The organism is Tepidimonas sp., assembly GCF_029335975.1.
Taxonomy (GTDB): Bacteria; Pseudomonadota; Gammaproteobacteria; order Burkholderiales; family Burkholderiaceae_C; genus Tepidimonas.
In genome coordinates, this window is record NZ_JARJMT020000007.1 from 1 (window position 1) to 17,475 (window position 17,475).

The following is a 17,475-nucleotide window of genomic DNA, read 5'->3' on the forward strand; positions in this document are numbered from 1 at the left end:
GTGCAGCTGCGCCGCCCCGTCGGTCAGCGCCGCCGGGCCAGGCTGCAGGATGTCGGCGCTCTTGATCTCGTGCAGCTGGCCGTCGCGCACCGCCGGCACGTCCTGCCAGCCGGGACGAGCGGCCACCCGCTCGGGCCGAAACTTTTTGCCGCACCATGAGCCGATGATGAGGTCCGGGGCGCTGCGCACCACCTCCTGCGGATCGGGCAGCACCCGGTCCTTGCCGAGCGGCTGGCGTGCGCGCTCGGCAAAGATGTCCTGCCCGCCGGCCAGCTCGATCAGCTCCGACACCCAGCGGATCGCGGTGATCGGCGGGTCGTCCCACTCCTCGAAATACACGCGCGGGCGCCGCGCGCCTTGTCGCAAGCGCTCCCGCACCGCGGCGCGCATCGCGGCGTGCTGCGCCCGCATCGCCTCCAAGAGCCGCTCACCCTGCTGCGCGCAGCCGACCAGCGCCCCCACCTGCCACAGCATCGCAAAGATCTCCTCGACGCTGCGCTGGTTGAACACCGTCACGGCCACACCTGCGCGGATCAGCGCCGCGGCGAGGTCGGCCTGCAGGTCGGAAAAGCCGAACACGTGATCCGGCCGCAGCGCCAGGATCTTGTCGATCTTGGCGTTCAGGAAGGCGCTGACGCGCGGCTTTTCCTGCCGCGCCTGCGGCGGGCGCACCGTGTAGCCGCTGATGCCGACGATGCGGTGCTGCTGCCCGAGCAGGTAGAGCCACTCGGTGGTCTCCTCCGTCAGGCAGACGATGCGCTGCGGGCCAAAGTCGGGCCGGGTCATGCAGAAACCTCCTGCAGCGTCACCCAGGTCTGACCCTCCTGCGGTGAAGGCCGAAACAGCCGCGCCGCCGCCTGCGGAGCCGAGGCAAACCAGGCGTGGAAGTAACTGGCCAGGATGGGCCCGTGACGCCAGATGGCCTCGGGCCGCCCATGCGCGCGCGCCGGGGTGGTGTGCGCCACCGGTGCCAGTGCAATCTGCGCCTCGGAATAGTGAAAGGTGTGCCCGCGCAGCTCGCCCCACGGGGTGGCCCAGGCATGCGGCCCGAGCGCCACCAGCCGCGGGCGCATGACAGCCTGGCCGGGCAGCAGGCCCCACATCGGCACGCGCCGCCCGTCGGCCAGGGTCAGGCCCTCCAGCAGCGCCAGCATGCCGCCGCACTCCGCCCACACCGGGCGGCCCGCCTGCACGTGGCGCTGCACGCTGGCGCGCGTGCGGCCCGCGGCAGCCAGCGTGTCGGCGTGCAGCTCGGGGTAGCCACCCGGCAGCCACAGCGCATCGGCGTCGGGCAGCGGCTCGTCCGCCAGCGGCGAAAAGAACACCACCTCCGCCCCCAGCGCCTGCAGCGTCTCCACGTTGGCGGGGTAGATGAAGCTGAACGCCGCATCGCGCGCCACCGCGACGCGGCGCCCGGCCAGCCACGGCTCCACCACGGGCAGTTCGGCCGGCACCTCCAGCGCCACCGCCCAGCGCTGCCATTCGGACCCATCGAGCTGGCCCAGCGACGTGCCCTCCAGCGCATCGGCCAAGCGATCCAGCCGCACCAGCGCATCGGGCAGCTCACCAGTCTGCGTCAGGCCGAGGTGGCGCTGCGGCAGGGCAAAACCTTCGTCACGCGGCAGCGCTCCCCACCAGGGGCCGTCGCCGTCGCGCAGCGCCGCTTGCAGCATCTGCGCGTGCCCCGTGCCGGCGACGCGGTTGGCCAGCACCCCCGCCCACGGCAGCCCCGGCCGGTAGTGGCGCAGCCCGTGCACCAGAGCGCCGAAGGTGCCCGCCATCGCTCCGGCGTCCACCACCGCCAGCACCGGGATGCCCAGTCGCTGCGCCAGTTCGGCGGCGCTGGGCTCGCCGTCATAGAGGCCCATCACCCCCTCGATCAGGATCAGGTCGGCCTGCTGCGCCGCGCGCGCCAGCCGCGCGCGCACGTCGGCCTCGCCGTTCATCCAGAGGTCGAGGTTGTCCACCGGGTGGCCGCTGGCTCGCTCGAGCCATTGCGGGTCAAGAAAATCCGGCCCGCACTTGAACACCCGCACGCGCCGCCCCTGCCGCGCGTGCCAGCGCGCCAGCGCCGCGGTGACGCTGGTCTTGCCCTGGCCAGAGGCTGGGGCGGCGATCAGCAGCGCGGGGCAGTCCATGGCAGCGGCATTTGCGGCGACGGCCTCAACGGTCATCGCCCGGTCTCAGCGCGGGGACCAGTTCAGACCGATGAATATCGAGCGCCCAGGCATCGCATAGCCCGCCGCCGTCTGATAGGCGCGGTCGGTGGCGTTGTCCAGCCGCGCGAGCAAACGCCAGTCACGCCCCAGCGGGCGCTCGGCCGTCAAATGCAGCAGCGTGTATGGGGCCAACCGCACCGTGTTGGCTGCATTGTCGAAGCGCTCGCCAGTATGCTGCACTTCGCCCCCCAGACGCCAGCCGGCCAGCTGGGTGTCGGCCGTCAGCGTCGCCTGTGAGCGCGCGCGGCGCGGCAGCCACTTGTCTGTCAACGCATTCTTGGGTCGCATCAGATCCCACGAGCCGCCCAGGTTGACCGCCCCGATCCGGGTGGCACCGCTGACCGACACCCCCGTCAGGCGAGCACGGCCGACATTATCGTAGCACCCCGGATAAGGGCCCGTGCCGTTGACGCACGGCCCCGGACCGCCGACATAGCCGATCAGATCGCGCACGCGGTTGCGGTAGGCGACCATGGACAGCCGATCCGGCCCCGACTGCCAATGTAGGCCAGCCTCCAGATTACGACCCTTTTCGGCCTTGAGATCCGGCTTACCGTAAATGCTGAAGCGCTGGAACAGCGTTGGCACCCGAAACGCCGTGCCTGCCGAGGCCGTCAGGCGCAGCGTGCGGCTGACGTCATAGCCATAGGCCAGCAGCCCGGTGGACTGACCGCCGAACTCGCTGTCCTCGTCGTGGCGCGCATTGACCTGCAGCTTGTGTGGTCCCGAGCGCCAGCCATAGCCCACGGCCAGTGCATTCTGGTGCCGCTCGGTGCGCACCGGCGTGGTGCTGCGGTTTTGCAGCGCATCCTCGCGCCGCTCCAGGTCCACCGTCATCAGGCCATGGCCCAGCCGTACTTCGTTGCGCAGCAGCGCGGTGGTCACACGCGTCTCGGTCAGGTACGGCGATGGCTTGGTCTCATAGCGGTCGGTACCGCGGGTCAGGCTGGCGCGGGTGGTCCAGACATCGCTCCATTGCGCCGTCCAGTGCAGCCCGGCCGTGCGCAGGCGGTGCAGGCTCTGGTCGTCCAGCCCGGGCGTAAATCCGTCGTAACCGGCGCGCTGCCTGCTGTCCAGCAGCGTCACGTCCAGCTTCTGGCCAGCCGCCACCTGCCAGCCAATGCGGCCAGAGAGGTTCTCGTTGCGGTAGCCGTCGCGGTCCGGGTTGCCCTGTAGGCGGGCATTGAAGCCGTCGCTGCGCTCGGTCCCCACGCCCAAGGCGTAGTCCACCCCCTCGGCGCCGCCGCGCAGCGACACCCCGAGCGTGCGCGTGTCCTGGCTGCCCAGCCCCACCCGCACCGAGGGGAAGAACCCGACCTCGCCCTGCCGCGTAAAAATCTGCACCACCCCGGCCAGCGCGTCCGAACCATAGATGGCCGCAGCCGGGCCGCGCAGAACCTCGATGCGCTCTACCTGCGACAGCGGGATCGCATTCCAGGTCGCCCCACCCGTAGATTGCGAGTCGATGCGCACCCCGTCGATGAACACCGCCGTGAACCGGCTCTCGGCACCGCGCAAATACACACTGGTGGTCGTGCCTGGCCCACCGTTGCGGCTGATGGTGACACCGGGCACCCGCGCCAACACATCGGCAACGGCAGCGGCACCGCTGCGATCGATCGCCTCGCGGTCGATGATCGTCACATCGGCGATCACGTCGGTGATGGGTTGCTCGGAGCGCGTGGCGATGACGACCACCTCCCCCAGGGACGACCCGAGCCCGGCCGGGGGGTCATCGGCCGCATGGGCCAGGGGAACACACAACACAGCACCTGCCGGCAGGACAGGCGCGAGCGCAGCCATGGCAGCGCGCACGAGGGGCTTTCTCATGAGAATACAAACCAGACGAGCGTGTCCTCACCGCCTTCCCCGACGGTGCATGGACGTCACGACCGGCCCGACCGCGTCGAGCCGATCACCGCGTTGGCCGGTATCCGGGCTGGTGGAAACGACCTTCGCGGGCCTTCCCAGATGCCAAACATCCAGTGACCGACGGGCGAAAGCGGGGTGTGTGGGCAACACACCCGTCCACTTACCGTTGCGGGGGCAGCGCTGGTTAGGACCCGGCTGAGCGACCGGCATCCCCCCAAGCTTCCCGTTTAACTGCGCCGCACGAGCTGCAGCGCGAGCACCAACACACCCGATTGTATGTCGAACCCTTGCGCGGCCCCTACAATCCGGGGGCCATGACGCCTGCGATCATTGAAGAGCTCGCCCAGCGACTCGAGCGACTGCTGCTGCGGCATCAGGAGTTGCTGCGCACCCAGGGCCTGCTGCAGCAGGAAGTCCAGCGCCTGGCGCAGGAGCGCGATCGGCTGCGGGCGCAATGTGCGGCCGCGCGGCAGCGCTTGGACGCCGTGATCGCCCGTATCGCTGCCGAGGAGGACAACCCATGAGCAAGCCGAGCATCAAACAGGTCGAGGTTCAAATCATGAGCCAGACCTACGTGCTGGCCTGCCCTTCGGACGGCGAGCAGGCGCTGCGCGAGGCAGTGGCCAAGGTCGATGCCGCCATGTGCCGCATCCGCGACGCGGGCAAGGTCAAGGCGCGCGACCGCATCGCCGTACTCGCCGCGCTCAATATCGCCTTCGACGCCTCGCGCCAGGATCCGTCGCTGGCCTTTCGCAATTCCCCCATCGGGACAGCAGACTCGGACGATGCGCCCGCAGCCGACGCCGCCTCGGCCCTGCCGGCCGAAGCCCACGAGGCCCTGAGCCGACTGGTGGCGCGTATCGACAGCGCCCTGGCGGCAGACGACCGGCTGCTCTGATGGCCGCGATGTCTGCGGGCGGCGCAATCCGTAGCGGGCTCATGCGGCACACCGGCGCGCAACAGACGTACAAACGGGCATACAATTAAGGCGTCTGCCAGCCGTTGGGCCTTACATTCCTTGAACCAATGCTCTATGAGCCCGGGCTTGGTACATCGTGCAGTGGGTGTGATCGTCTCGCGTCAGACGAACCCGAAGCTGCGCTGCCCTCGCCCACCTGAACCCCCGCGTTCAGGATGCCGGCCCAGCAGCCTGGCAGACACCCCCACTCCCAGCGCAGGCCTTGCCGCCAAATGCGCGGATATTGCCACGCTGTTTGCATGCTCGATCCTTTGCTGATCGCCGAATTGGCCGCCCTGGGCCTGGCGACTGGATTTTTTGCAGGGCTGCTGGGCATCGGCGGCGGCATGATCCTGGTGCCTTTCATCACCTTCATTCTGAGCCATCGCGGCCTCTCGACCGATCTGGCGGTCAAGATGGCCATCGCTACCTCGATGGCCACCATTGTCTTCACCTCCATCTCCAGCGTGCGTGCGCACCATCGGCGGGGCGCTGTGCGCTGGGATCTGGTGGCGCGGTTGGCGCCGGGCATCGTGCTCGGGGCTGCGCTGGCCGGCGCAGGGGTCTTTCGCGTCGTGCAGGGGCAATGGCTGGCCCTGCTGTTCGCGGGCTTTGTCGCCTTCTCGGCCACGCAAATGCTGCGCGCCCGCAAGCCTGCCACGCATCGCAGCATGCCCGGCCCAGGCGGGCAGTTTGTCGCCGGAGGGGTCATCGGGTTTCTGTCTGGCCTGGTCGGGGCAGGCGGAGGCTTCATCAGCGTCCCGTTCATGACCTGGTGCAACGTGGCGATGCACCAGGCAGTGGCCACCAGCGCGGCACTCGGCTTTCCCATTGCGCTGGCCAACACCGTGGGCTACATCTGGTCGGGCGCCCAGGTGGCGGGACGGCCCGCGGGGTCGCTGGGCTTCATCTTTTTACCCGCGCTGGCTGTCATCGCCAGTGCCAGTGTGCTGATGGCCCCGGTGGGGGTGCGCGTGGCGCACGCCCTGCCGGTCTCCACTCTCAAACGAGTTTTTGCCCTGATTCTGTACGGCCTGGCGGCCGCTATGGCTTACGAGGCGTGGAGCGGCTGAGCCGTAACGACGATGCCGTCCGCATCGGCGTACAGCCAGTCGCCCGGACGCACCCAGACCCCCTGAATCTGAACGGCGACGTCGCGCTGGCCCTGCCCCCGTTTCTCGGTGGGCATCGGCACGGCTGACAGAGCCCGGATGCCGACAGGGGTCTGCGCCAGCTCGGCCACATCTCGCACACACCCATCCACCACCACGCCGGCCCAGCCGTTGCGCGCGGCCGCTGCGGCCAGATTGCCCCCCACCAGCGCGCGCCGCAGCGAGGCCCCTCCGTCCACGACCAGCACCCGCCCCTGTCCAGGCTCGTCCAGCGCGGCTTTCACCAGGCTGTTGTCCTCATGGCATTTGACGGTGCTCACCGGGCCACCGAAGTGGTCGCGCCCGCCAAACGCCCGAAACACCGCAGGCAGTACGCGGAATGCGCCGCTCGTGTCACCCTTGTGGGCATCGCACAGATCACAGGTGGAAAACGCGGTCGTCATGGGCCAAAGCAATGCGAGAGTCGATCCAGTCCGCATCATAGGCCATGGCCCCGGCCCGCCGGCGTCGGCGCAGCGCAACGGCCACCCCCACGCCAACGCGGGAAAACCCCGCTCTGACGCCAAAATGCCCCGCTGCGCCCTAGAAAAACCAGGGCTTTGCGTATACGATGCAACCCATCCATGTGAGCGCCCCGTGCGCTCCGTGGCTAGCTTGCAACCAACCGAAGGAACCCTCCATGGCCACTGCAAAAAAAGCTGCCACCGCCAAGTCCGCCCCCGCGGCTAAGACCGCCCAACCGGCTGCCAAGGCCACCGCGCCCAAGCGCACGCCCAACGCGGCGTTCATGAAGCCAATGACGCCGAGTGCCGACTTGGCGGCCATCGTCGGCGCCAAGCCGCTGCCGCGCACCGAGGTGACTAAGAAGGTGTGGGAGTACATCAAAAAGCACAAGTTGCAAGACGCCACCAACAAGCGCATGATCAATGCGGACGCCAAACTCAAGGCCGTGCTCAAGAAGCCCCAGGTGTCGATGTTCGAGATGACCAAGATCATCAGCGCCCACCTGTCCTGAGCTGAAATCGTTTGCCTGCGGCTGACCGCGCGCAGCGACAGTCCAGCCAGGCCCAGCCAACAAAAACCCCCGCCAAGCGGGGGTTTTTTGCGTGAAACGAACCGTGTTCAGCGCACGACGGCGATCTCCGAGCGCTGGCCACCTTTGTAGGTGTACAGGGTCAGGGCACCGTTTTTGATGTCGCCCTTCTCGTCGAACTCGATTTGGCCCGTCACGCCCTTGTGGCTGATCGACTGGAGCGCCGGCAGGTACTTGGCCGGATCGGCCGAGTTGGCATTTTGCATGGCCTTGACCATCACATGGACGGCGTCGTACACATACGGGGCATACACCTGCACGTCGGCACCAAACTTGGCCTTGAAGTCGGCACGGAACTTCTCCATGTCCGCCTTCTGTTCGCCTTCGACACCACCGGCCTCGGCGCAATAGACCTGCTCGTCGGCCATGCCATCGCCCGCCAGCTTGGGCAGCTCGCTGGTGCAGATGCCATCGCCGCCCATGAACTTGGCCTCGATGCCCAGTTGCTTCATCTGCTTGAGCATCGGGCCGGCCACCGCGTCCATGCCGCCAAAGAACACCACGTCCGGTTTTTTGGCCTTGATCTTGGTCAGGATGGCGTTGAAGTCGGTGGCTTTGTCGTTGGTGAACTCACGATCCACCACTTCGCCACCGGAGGCCTTGACGCCTTTTTCGAACTCATCGGCCACACCTTGCCCGTAAGCGGTGCGGTCGTCGATGACGGCGACCTTCTTGGCACCCAGCTTCTCGACTGCGTACTTGCCCAGCGTGCCGCCCAGGTGCGTGTCGTCAGCCACCACGCGGAAGACGTTGTTGAAGCCTTGACGGGTGTACTTGGGGTTGGTGGCGGACGGGGAGATCTGCGGAATGCCCGCCGCGTTGTAGATCTGCGACGCTGGAATGGTGGTGCCCGAGTTCAGGTGACCGATGACGCCGTTGACCTTGGCATCGACCAGCTTCTGCGCGGCGGCCGTGCCCTGCTTCGGATCGGCCGCATCGTCTTCGGCCAGCAGCTCGAACTTGACCGGCTTGCCTTCGATCTGGATGCCGGCGGCATTGAGCTCGTCGATGGCCATGCGGGCGCCGTTTTCGTTGTCTTTGCCGAGGTGCGCAATCGGGCCGCTGGTGGGGCCGACGTGACCGATCTTGACGACCAGCTGCTCGACAGCCGGGCCTTGCGCCGCAGCGGGCTTGTCTTCTTCCTTCTTGCCGCAAGCGGCCAGTGCGATGGCGGCCGCAGCGACGATGGCCAGTTTGTTGTATTGGATTTGCATGATGACCCTTGTCAAACGAAATGGTTGAACGGTTTGCGCAACACGGAATCCTTTGCGCAGACCTTTACGATACACGAAAAACGTCAGCTCTTCTTCTGGCGAGAGCACTGTGGAGGGTCAATAACGGGTTGACCCCAATGCCTCGCCCAACGCTTGTCGGACATGGTCGGCAATATGGTCGCGCAACACGGCAGCAATCTGGACAGCACCGGCACTCGACTGCGCCAGCATCCAGTCCTGCAGCGCATCCGCAATGCGCCACTGCAGCTCCGGCAATAAACGTGCCATCACCTGGTCGGTCACTGTATCCACCAGCGCCCCGATTGTCGGTTCTGGCTCCGATGCTTTGCGCGCCATCGCCTCGGGGCCCTGCCGGTCCACCGCTGCAGCAGGCGCAGCCGATAACCCCGCCACCACCTCGGTCAGCGTGGGAACGACCGGTGGCGGCTGGCGGCCCGGCGCGGTCACGCGTCAGCCCCTTCGGAGGCCGACGCAGACCGGCGCGCCCGATCGTGCGCAACCGGGCTCAGGCCCATCGCTTGGTAGCGGCGCCAGCGCTGCCGCGCCGCGGCCTTGTCGGCCTCGTCGGATGTGACCACCTCCACCACCCGGGTAAAACGCTCTGCGTCCGGCCCGAGCACATCGGGCCATTCCGCTTGGGCATTGATGAGCACGCTGCGCTCGCCCGCCAAAGGATCGGCAGGCCCAGCGATCACGATGGGGGAGCGCTGGCACAGCAGCTCGGGCGCACCTGCGCAGACGTGGGGGACGAAATCATCGGCCAGCAGTGTCCACAGCGCCTCGTCGAGCCGGGCCACCTCGTCTGGGGCGACCACCACCCACACCCGCGCCCTGACCGCATAGGCCTTGGCGAGCAAGCGGCAGAGGTAGACGCTACGGGCCGACCAGGGCACCGGCACATTCAGGTGAAAGGCCACGTCCATCGAAGCCCTCAGTGGGCTGCGCGCCGGCCACGCTTGGACGGGCGCGCAGGACGGACCTCGAGCCGAGCGGCCTCATCGAGCAGATAGCGTACCAGCAGCGGCACGGGCCGCCCTGTGGCTCCCTTGTCCTTGCCGCTTTTCCAGGCGGTGCCTGCAATGTCCAGATGGGCCCAGGGCACATCCTTGACGAAGCGCTGCAGAAACTTGGCTGCGGTGACCGAACCCGCTGCGCGCCCGCCGACGTTGGCCACATCCGCAAATGTCGATTTGAGGGCCTCGCCGTATTCCTCGTCGAGCGGCATGCGCCAGCAGGGATCGGCCGCCGCTTCGCCCGCCTCGAGCAAGGCGCACGCCAGATCGTCGTCGTTGGCAAACAGCCCCGAGCGCACCTGGCCCAGCGCGATCACACAGGCCCCGGTAAGCGTGGCGATGTCGATCACCGCACGCGGCTGGAAACGCTGCGCATAGGTCAGGGCATCGCACAGAATCAAGCGCCCTTCGGCATCGGTGTTCAAGATCTCGATGGTCTGCCCGCTGAGACTGCGCACGACATCACCCGGCTTGGTCGCCCGCCCACTCGGCATGTTTTCGCACGCCGGGATCAGGCCCACGACGTTGAGGGACGGGCGCAGTTGGGCCAGCGCTTGGAATGTGCCCAGCACGCTGGCGGCCCCCCCCATGTCGAATTTCATCTCGTCCATGTCCGCTGCGGGTTTGAGCGAGATGCCCCCCGTATCGAACGTGATCCCTTTGCCAACCAGCACCACCGGCGCAACCGACTTGGCCGCGCCGCGGTAGTGCAGGACGATGAAGCGCAATGGCTGTTCCGACCCCTGCGCGACCGCCAAAAAGGCGCCCATACCGAGCTTGGCCACCTCTTTGGGACCGAGCACCTCCACCGCGATGTCCCTGCCCTGCAGCGCCTGAGCCGCCTGCGCCAGGTCCGACGGCGTGGCATGGTTGGCAGGGCGGTTGGCCCATTCCTTGGCCAGCTCCTGCCCGCGCACGGTGGCCACGGCCTCGCCGAAGGTCGATTGCACCCCCTCGCGGTCCGCCACCCCCACGATGACGGTGGCCAGGGCGCGCGGCTGCGGCTGGGACAGCGTGGCCGTGTAGCGGTAGCTTGCGTCGGCCACGGCCAAGACGGCAGCCCGCACGGCCAACGGCGACAGCGCCCCCAGTTGCAGGACCAGACGGCGCACGGGCGCGCCGCCTTTAAGGGCACCGAACGCCGCCTCGACGGCCTGCCGCACCCGGCGCGCACTGCCGTCGCCGCAACGCACCAGCACGGCGCGCCGTGGCTGCACGCCAGGCAAGCGGTGGGCGGCCAGCCACTGACCGGCTTCGGCCTTCCAATCGCCGTCGGCCAGCGCCTGGCGCGCCCAGAGCGTGAGCGGGTCGGCCTGGGCGACATCTTCGCCGTCGCGGGCATCGGGCCACAGCAGGATAAGCGCGTCGGCCTCGGTGGATGCGGCTTCGTGCGTCGTTAGCGTCTTGAGTTGGAAGTCCATAATGCAGGTTGTCGTTTTGATTCACCGTCGATGTTATTCGAATCCTCGATTCGCCGTGAACTGGCGCGCAGCTTCGGTGCCGCGCTGGTCGTGATACTGACTGTCGTCATCACCATGATGCTGGTGCGATCGCTCGGCCAGGCCAGCCGCGGCGAGGTGGACCCGCAGGCGCTCGTGCTGTTTATGACCTACGGCATGCTTGGGCAGCTTGGTGTCGTGTTGACGGTGGCGCTGATCATCGCAGTGGCAAGCACGCTGTCGCGCATGTACCGCGACAGCGAGATGGTGATCTGGCACATGAGCGGGCTGGGGCTGGGTCGCTTCGTCCGCCCCGTGGTGCGGTTTGCCTGGCCCATCTGGGTGGCGATCGCCGCCCTGATGGCCTTTGCCGCCCCATGGTCGCAACAGCAGCGCGACGAGATGCGCGCACGCTACGAGCAGCGCAGCGACCTCGAGCGCATCGCGCCCGGTCAGTTTCAGGAGTCCAGCGGCGGGCGGCGGGTGTTTTTCATCGATCGCGACACGCAAAATGGCCGCGCGGGCCGCAATGTATTCATCGTCAGTGTCGAGCGCGATGGCAGCGAAAGCATCGTCTCGGCCCGCACGGGCCGGGTGGTCATGCAAGACGGGGTGACCTATCTGGTGCTGGAAAACGGCCAGCGCCTCTGGCGTGCTGCTCCGAGCAACCTAGAGAGCCAAGAGACGCTGCAGCTCAGCGAATTCGAGCAACATTGGCAGCGGGTGCACGGTGACAGCGCTACAGCGACCTACACCAGTCGGCGCGGCGCGCTGCCGACCTTGGTGCTGCTGCGGGACGGATCACCCGCCAGCCGCGCCGAGCTGGCATGGCGAGCTGGCATGGTGATCAGCGCCATCAACCTGGCCCTGCTGGCCATCGCCGCTGCAGCCAGCAACCCGCGCGCGGGCAAGAGTGGCAATCTGCTGTTCATGCTGCTGGCTTTTATCACGTACTACAACCTGCTCAACCTGGGCAACGACTGGATCGCCCGCGAGCGCGTCGGCGCGCTGTCCTTCATGCTAGCGCTGCACGGCGGCGCCGCCCTGGGGGCCCTGCTGTGGATGGCGCACCGCGAACACCCTTGGACCTTGCGGCTGCGCCGCCGCACGCAGGCGTGCGTATGAAAACCGTGCGGCGCTTGATTTACGGCGAGGTGCTCACGGCCGTGGCGTTTGTGCTGCTGGCCTTCCTGGCGCTGTTTTCGTTCTTCGATCTGATCGACGAGCTGTCGTCCTTGGGCCGCCCGTCACTGGCGCGCCCTGCAGACCCGTATGGCATGGCCGACGCCCTGCTCTACGTCGGTCTGCTGCTGCCCAGCCGCCTGTATGAGCTGATGCCGATCGCGGTGCTGATTGGCACGGTGTATGCGATGGCCCGGCTGGCCCAGGGGTCGGAGTTCACCATTTTGCGCACCAGCGGCCTGGGGCCAGGGCGGGCCCTGCGGCTGGTGGCGGCATTGGGTGTCGGCTTTGCGGCACTGACCTTTGTGGTGGGCGACTATCTGGCCCCCCCGGCCGAGCGGGAAGGCCAACGGCTCAAGGCGCAGTTTCGCGGGGGCATCAGCATCGGGCAAACCGGCGTCTGGCTGCGTGAGCGCACGCAGGAGACGCAGACCTCGGTGAATGTGCGCACCCTGTCGCCGGAGGGTGAGTTGCGCGGGATTCGGCTGTTCGTTTTCGATGCCCAAGGCCGCTTGCGGGAGACGGTGCATGCTGCGGCCGGCACCATCGATGCGCAAGCGGGTGTCTGGCGCTTGCGGGAAGTCCAGCGTCAGCGGTTCGACGACGTGCAGCACGCCCGCCGAGAAGCGCTGGCCACGCTCGACTGGCCCTCCTCGCTGAGCGCAGACATGCTCAACGTGGCCCTGCTCAAGCCTCAGCGCATGCGCACACTGGACCTGTTCAACTATGTGCGCCACCTGGAGGCCAACGAACAGACCGCCCAGCGCTACGAGATCGAATTCTGGCGCAAGCTCTTCTATCCGCTCAGCTGCGTGGTCATGGTGGTGCTGGCGCTGCCATTCGCCTATCTGCATTTTCGCAATCAGGGGCTGTCGGCTTATGTGTTCGCGGGCATCATGATCGGCATCAGCTTTTTCCTGATCAACAGCGTGTTCAGCCACATGGGCAATCTGCACGGCTGGCAACCCTGGCTAGCCGCTGCCGCACCGTCGGCCCTGTACTCTGTGCTGTCGCTGGCGGCCTTTGGCTGGCTGGTGCTGCGCCGCTGACGTGTCGGAGGTCGTGTGTGAACCTGCATCAGTTTCGCTTCGTGCAAGAGGCCGTGCGCCGCAACCTCAACCTGACCGAGGCGGCCAAGGCCCTGCACACCTCGCAGCCGGGGGTCTCCAAGGCCATCCTGGAGCTGGAGGACGAACTCGGCATCGACATCTTTGCGCGCCACGGCAAACGCATCAAGCGGCTGACCGAGCCCGGTCGGCAGGTGGTGCGCAGCATCGAAATCATCCTGCGCGAGGTGCAAAACCTCAAACGCATCGGGGAGCATTACGCAGCCCAGGACAGCGGCACGCTGTCCATCGCCACCACGCACACCCAGGCACGCTATGTGTTGCCCGCGCCGGTGGCGCGGCTGCGACAGGCCTTCCCCAAGGTCAACATCAGCCTACATCAGGGTTCGCCGGATCAGGTGGCGCGCTGGGTGCTGGAGGACAGCGCCGATATCGGGATCGCGACGGAGTCGCTGTCGCACGACGACCTGGTCACCCTGCCCTGCTACGAGTGGCAACACATGCTGGTGATGCCCCCCAGCCACCCGCTGTTGGAGCGCGAGCGCATCGGGTTGGAGGATTTGGCTGCACATCCGCTCATCACCTACCACCCCACTTTCACCGGGCGCACACGCATCGACCAGGCCTTCGCGCAACGCGGCCTCGCGCCCCAGATCGTGCTGGAAGCGATCGACTCCGACGTCATCAAGACCTATGTCAAGCTGGGCATGGGCGTGGGCATCGTGGCCGAAATGGCTGTCCAGGGCGAGGAGCGCACACCTGACTTGGTGGCACGGCCAGCCGGACACCTGTTTGGCCAAAACGTGGCGCGGGTGGCGTTCAAACGCGGCGCGTACCTGCGCCAGTTCGTGCTGCGCTTTGCCGAATTTCTCAGCGACCGCCTCTCGCGCGACCTGATTGTGCGCGCGATGGAGGGCGGCGGCCACGACTACCAGCTATGACGCCCGTGCCAACCATGCGTACCCCGACCGCCACCCTGCCCGACCGCACGCCCGCGCCATCCTGATCAACACCCCGCACAACCCGAGCGGGACGGTCTGGCGCAAGGACGACCTGCAGCACCTGTACGACCTGGTGGCCGGTACAGATATCTGGCTGATCAGCGACGAGGTCTACGAGCACATGGTCTATGACGGCCTGACGCACCAAAGTCTGGCCACGCACCCTGGGTTGGCGCGGCGGGCGCTGATCGTCAGTAGCTTTGGCAAAACCTACCATGTGACCGGCTGGAAAGTGGGCTATGTGCTGGCCCCGGCGGCGCTCATGGCCGAGTTCCGCAAGGTGCACCAATTCAACGTCTTTACGGTCAACACGCCGATGCAGCACGGACTGGCCGCTTATCTGACCGACCCAGCCCCTTACCTGGGGCTGAGCGCCTTCTACCAGGCCAAGCACGACCGCTTCCGCGCCGGGCTGGCACGCACCCGGTTTCGCCTGCTGCCGTGTGAGGGCACCTACTTCCAGTGCGTGGATTACAGCGCGCTGGCAGTCCCCGAACGTGATCTGCCCGAGGCCGCGTTCTGCGGTTGGCTGACGCGCGCGGTGGGTGTGGCCGCGATCCCATTGTCGGCTTTCTATGGCGACGGATTCGATCAGCGGGTGGTGCGCTTTTGCTTTGCCCAGCGCGATGAGACGCTGGAGGCGGCACTGGCGCGACTGGCTCGGCTGTGACGGCGGCCGCACCCGTCAGCCGATCTGAGCCCAGACCTTGTCCAGCCGCTTGAGGCTGACCGGGTAAGGGGTGCGCAGCTCTTGCGCGAACAGGCTCACGCGCAGTTCTTCGAGCATCCAGCGCAGCTCCTGCAGGCGCTCGTCGAGCTGGCCCTTGCGTTCAGCCACCAGACGCCAGAAGCGCTGCTCGTGCGGGCGCAGCTCGGCCAGCCGCGCGGCATCGCGTGCCGGGTCGGCGCGGCATTTGTCCAGCCGCAGCTGCACCGCCTTCAGATAGCGCGGCAGATGGGTCAGCGCCTCCCACGGGGTGTCGTGCAAAAACCGCTTGCCCACCAGCCGCTGCAGATGCTGCTGCTCGTCGGCCGCCGTGGCCGCCGGGGGCTTGCCCTCGCGCAACTTGCGCTGCGCAGCGGCCCACTCGGCCAGCACCTGCGCGGCCAGCCGCGCGACCTCGTGGGCGATCAGCACCAGCCGCCCACGGCCCTCCTGCAAGCCGCGCTCGAATGACTCGGCATCGTGCGGCAACGGCGCCTGCAGAAAAGCGCGCTCGATGGCCAGCTCCACGATCTGGGAGCGCAGCTCGTCCTGCGTGCCCAGCGGCATGTACAGCACGGCCATCTTCTGCAAATCCGGCAGGTTTTTGTCCAGGGCCTTGAGCGTGTCGCGCAATTGCAGCGCAAACAGCCGACGCAGCCCCAGGCGATGGTGGCGCGCGGCCAGTTCGGGTTCGTCGTACACCGCCAGCGTCACGGCGTCACCCGCATCCTGCAGCGCTGGGTAGCCGACCAGGGTCTGACGACCTTGGCGGATTTCCATCATCTCGGGCCAGGGGCCAAAGGTCCAGCGGGTGTGGCGGGTGCTGGCGTCGGGCAGATCGGACGGCGTGGGCGAAGCCGGATGGTCGGCGGCGGTGTGCCGCGCTGCAGCGATGGGCTGATCAGGCGACGACGCAGCGGACTCGGAGACGGCAGCAGCGCCGAGTTTGAGCGCGGCGAGCGCCTGGAAGGCACCCCGCGCCTGCCCACCCCACTGCGCCTTGAGGGCCGGCAGGTTGCGCCCCATGGCGAGCTGGCGGCCATGCTCATCCACGACCCGGATATTCAAAAACAAATGGGCGGGCACCGTCTCGAGCTTGAAGTCGGTGCGCTGCACCGGCAGTCCCGTGCGCTCGCGCACGGCGGCCAGCACCGCATCGAGCAGGCTACCCTGGGCCCAGCGTGCGGGCGCGAGCAGCGCCTCGGTCAGGCCCTGTGCCGTCTCGGGCAGCGGCACCAGCCGCGCGCGCGGCTTTTGCGGCAGGCTCTTGAGCAAGGCCAGCACCTTGTCGCGCAGCATTCCCGGCACCAGCCACTCGGCCCGTTCGGCCGCGACTTGGTTGAGCGCGAATAAGGGCACATCCACCGTCACGCCGTCGCGCGGGTCGCCTGGTTCGTGCAGGTAGTGCGCCCGACAATCCACCCCACCCAAGCGCACCACGGGCGGAAAGGCCTGCGTGGTGATGCCGGCGGCTTCGTGCCGCATCAGCTCGTCGCGGCTGAGCATCAGCAGCCTCGGCTGGCTGCGCGACGCCTCGCGCCACCAGCGCTCCAGGTCGCGGCCCGTGCAGATACCGGCCGGGATCTGGCTGTCGTAGAAAGCGTAGATCAGCGCATCGTCCACCAGCACATCCTGGCGCCGGGCCTTGTGCTCCAGCGCCTGCACCTCGCGCAGCACGCGGCGGTTGTGCGACCAAAAGGGCAGCCGGGTGTCCCAGGTGTCCTCGGTCAGCCCGGCCACCAGCGCCTCACGGATGAAGATCTCGCGCGCGGCCACGGGGTCGATACGGTCATACGACACACGGCGCTGGCTGTACACCGTCAGCCCGTAGAGGGTGCCGCGCTCGTGGGCGACGACCTCGGCACTGCGCTTTTCCCAGTGGGGATCGCCCACCTGACGCTTGATCAGATGCGAGCCCACCTGCTCCAGCCACTGCGGCTCGATCGTGGCCAGGCCGCGGCCATACAGGCGCGTGGTTTCCACCAACTCGGCGCAGAGGACCCAGCGGCCGGGGCGTTTTTTCAGACGCACCCCCGGGTGTGGCACGAACCGGATGCCACGCGCGCCCAGATAGACGTCCTCCGTCTCGTGCTTGCAGCCCACGTTGCCCAGCAGCCCGGCCAGCAGGCTCAGGTGAATCTGCTCATAGCTGGCGGGCTGGGTGTTGGGCTTCCAGCCGTGCTCCGCGGCCACGGTGTGCAACTGCTGGTGGATGTCGCGCCATTCGCGCAAGCGGCGCAGGTGGATGAAGCGCTCGCGCAGCAGCGCCTCGTACTGCCGATTGGACAAGCGGTGCGTAGGGGCCTCGCCCGGTGCGTGCACACCGCCGCGCGCCTTCTCCAACCAATCCCAGAGCTTGAGGATGCCCACGAATTCGCTGCGCTCGTCATCGAAGGCAGCGTGCGCCTGGTCGGCCTTGGCCTGCGCCTCCAAAGGCCGCTCGCGCACGTCCTGCACGCTCAGCGCGCTGGCGATGACCAGCACCTCTGCCAAGGCCCCGCGGTCGCGCGCCGCCAAAATCATGCGCCCCACGCGCGGGTCCAACGGCAGCCGGGCCAGCTCGCGCCCCAAGGGGGTC

Annotated in this window: 16 protein-coding genes, 1 pseudogene and 1 riboswitch; of the genes and pseudogenes, 8 read left to right on the top strand and 9 right to left on the bottom strand. The window is 67.6% G+C overall.

Translation table 11 applies throughout. From position 1 onward, the window contains the following. The 3 genes from P3W97_RS00375 to P3W97_RS00385 all read right to left on the bottom strand — a co-directional run. Positions 1–786: cobalamin-binding protein (locus P3W97_RS00375; protein ID WP_300843000.1), on the bottom strand; the 786-nt coding region annotated here is incomplete at its 3' end. Further along, entirely contained in the window at positions 783–2,174 is a 1,392-nt protein-coding gene (locus tag P3W97_RS00380) for a cobyrinate a,c-diamide synthase (protein ID WP_300843001.1), read from the bottom strand. The genes P3W97_RS00380 and P3W97_RS00375, both read right to left, overlap by 4 nt. Before the next feature lie 9 nt (positions 2,175–2,183). Further along, entirely contained in the window at positions 2,184–4,049 is a 1,866-nt protein-coding gene (locus tag P3W97_RS00385) for a TonB-dependent receptor (RefSeq protein ID WP_300843002.1), read from the bottom strand. Between the two features lie 77 nt (positions 4,050–4,126). After that, a riboswitch (cobalamin riboswitch) is annotated at positions 4,127–4,370 on the bottom strand. A 35-nt stretch (positions 4,371–4,405) separates the two neighbouring features. On the opposite strand from P3W97_RS00385, the gene P3W97_RS00390 reads away from it, so the two are divergent. The 3 genes from P3W97_RS00390 to P3W97_RS00400 all read left to right on the top strand — a co-directional run bounded on the left by P3W97_RS00390 (position 4,406) and on the right by P3W97_RS00400 (position 6,122). Continuing rightward, positions 4,406–4,615 (top strand): DUF904 domain-containing protein, encoded by a 210-nt coding sequence (locus P3W97_RS00390; protein WP_300843003.1) that lies wholly within the window; start codon positions 4,406–4,408, stop codon positions 4,613–4,615. Beyond that, complete coding sequence (locus P3W97_RS00395; protein ID WP_300843004.1) at positions 4,612–4,989, top strand: cell division protein ZapA; 378 nt, start codon at positions 4,612–4,614, stop codon at positions 4,987–4,989. Before P3W97_RS00390 ends, P3W97_RS00395 begins: the two co-directional genes overlap by 4 nt. A 320-nt stretch (positions 4,990–5,309) precedes the next feature. Further along, a complete protein-coding gene (locus P3W97_RS00400; RefSeq protein WP_300843005.1) occupies positions 5,310–6,122 on the top strand; it encodes a sulfite exporter TauE/SafE family protein in 813 nt (270 codons plus the stop codon). On the opposite strand, the gene rraA is transcribed toward P3W97_RS00400, so the two are convergent. Continuing rightward, the gene (rraA, locus tag P3W97_RS00405) at positions 6,101–6,604 is read right to left on the bottom strand and encodes a ribonuclease E activity regulator RraA (RefSeq protein ID WP_300843006.1); all 504 of its coding nucleotides are present in this window, start codon (positions 6,602–6,604) and stop codon (positions 6,101–6,103) included. The genes P3W97_RS00400 and rraA overlap by 22 nt on opposite strands. Before the next feature lie 236 nt (positions 6,605–6,840). On the opposite strand from rraA, the gene P3W97_RS00410 reads away from it, so the two are divergent. After that, positions 6,841–7,176, top strand: coding sequence for an SWIB/MDM2 domain-containing protein (locus tag P3W97_RS00410; RefSeq protein ID WP_300843007.1), 336 nt, complete (start codon positions 6,841–6,843; stop codon positions 7,174–7,176). A 107-nt stretch (positions 7,177–7,283) separates the two neighbouring features. Here the strand turns inward: P3W97_RS00410 and P3W97_RS00415 are convergent, their stop codons facing one another. The 4 genes from P3W97_RS00415 to P3W97_RS00430 form a co-directional block, all read right to left on the bottom strand. Next, positions 7,284–8,468, bottom strand: coding sequence for a branched-chain amino acid ABC transporter substrate-binding protein (locus P3W97_RS00415; RefSeq protein WP_300843008.1), 1,185 nt, complete (start codon positions 8,466–8,468; stop codon positions 7,284–7,286). Positions 8,469–8,585: 117 nt separating this feature from the next. Next, positions 8,586–8,936, bottom strand: a complete 351-nt coding sequence (locus tag P3W97_RS00420) for a hypothetical protein (RefSeq protein WP_300843009.1) — start codon at positions 8,934–8,936, stop codon at positions 8,586–8,588. Next, positions 8,933–9,412 (bottom strand): DNA polymerase III subunit chi, encoded by a 480-nt coding sequence (locus P3W97_RS00425; protein ID WP_300843010.1) that lies wholly within the window; start codon positions 9,410–9,412, stop codon positions 8,933–8,935. Before P3W97_RS00425 ends, P3W97_RS00420 begins: the two co-directional genes overlap by 4 nt. An 8-nt stretch (positions 9,413–9,420) precedes the next feature. Beyond that, positions 9,421–10,923 carry a leucyl aminopeptidase gene (locus P3W97_RS00430; RefSeq protein WP_300843011.1) on the bottom strand — a complete coding sequence of 501 codons (1,503 nt, stop codon included), beginning with the start codon at positions 10,921–10,923 and terminating at the stop codon, positions 9,421–9,423. A 30-nt stretch (positions 10,924–10,953) separates the two neighbouring features. On the opposite strand from P3W97_RS00430, the gene lptF reads away from it, so the two are divergent. The 4 genes and pseudogenes from lptF to P3W97_RS00450 all read left to right on the top strand — a co-directional run. After that, positions 10,954–12,066 carry an LPS export ABC transporter permease LptF gene (gene lptF, locus P3W97_RS00435; protein ID WP_300843012.1) on the top strand — a complete coding sequence of 371 codons (1,113 nt, stop codon included), beginning with the start codon at positions 10,954–10,956 and terminating at the stop codon, positions 12,064–12,066. Next, positions 12,063–13,172 carry an LPS export ABC transporter permease LptG gene (lptG, locus tag P3W97_RS00440; RefSeq protein ID WP_300843013.1) on the top strand — a complete coding sequence of 370 codons (1,110 nt, stop codon included), beginning with the start codon at positions 12,063–12,065 and terminating at the stop codon, positions 13,170–13,172. Before lptF ends, lptG begins: the two co-directional genes overlap by 4 nt. Positions 13,173–13,189: 17 nt before the next feature. Next, a complete protein-coding gene (locus tag P3W97_RS00445) occupies positions 13,190–14,131 on the top strand; it encodes a CysB family HTH-type transcriptional regulator (protein ID WP_300843014.1) in 942 nt (313 codons plus the stop codon). A 52-nt stretch (positions 14,132–14,183) separates the two neighbouring features. Next, positions 14,184–14,861 (top strand): annotated as a pseudogene (locus P3W97_RS00450) (aminotransferase class I/II-fold pyridoxal phosphate-dependent enzyme); the annotation flags it as partial. A 15-nt stretch (positions 14,862–14,876) separates the two neighbouring features. Here the strand turns inward: P3W97_RS00450 and P3W97_RS00455 are convergent. Continuing rightward, on the bottom strand, positions 14,877–17,475 hold a 2,599-nt coding region (locus tag P3W97_RS00455), incomplete at its 5' end, for a DUF3418 domain-containing protein (protein WP_300843015.1).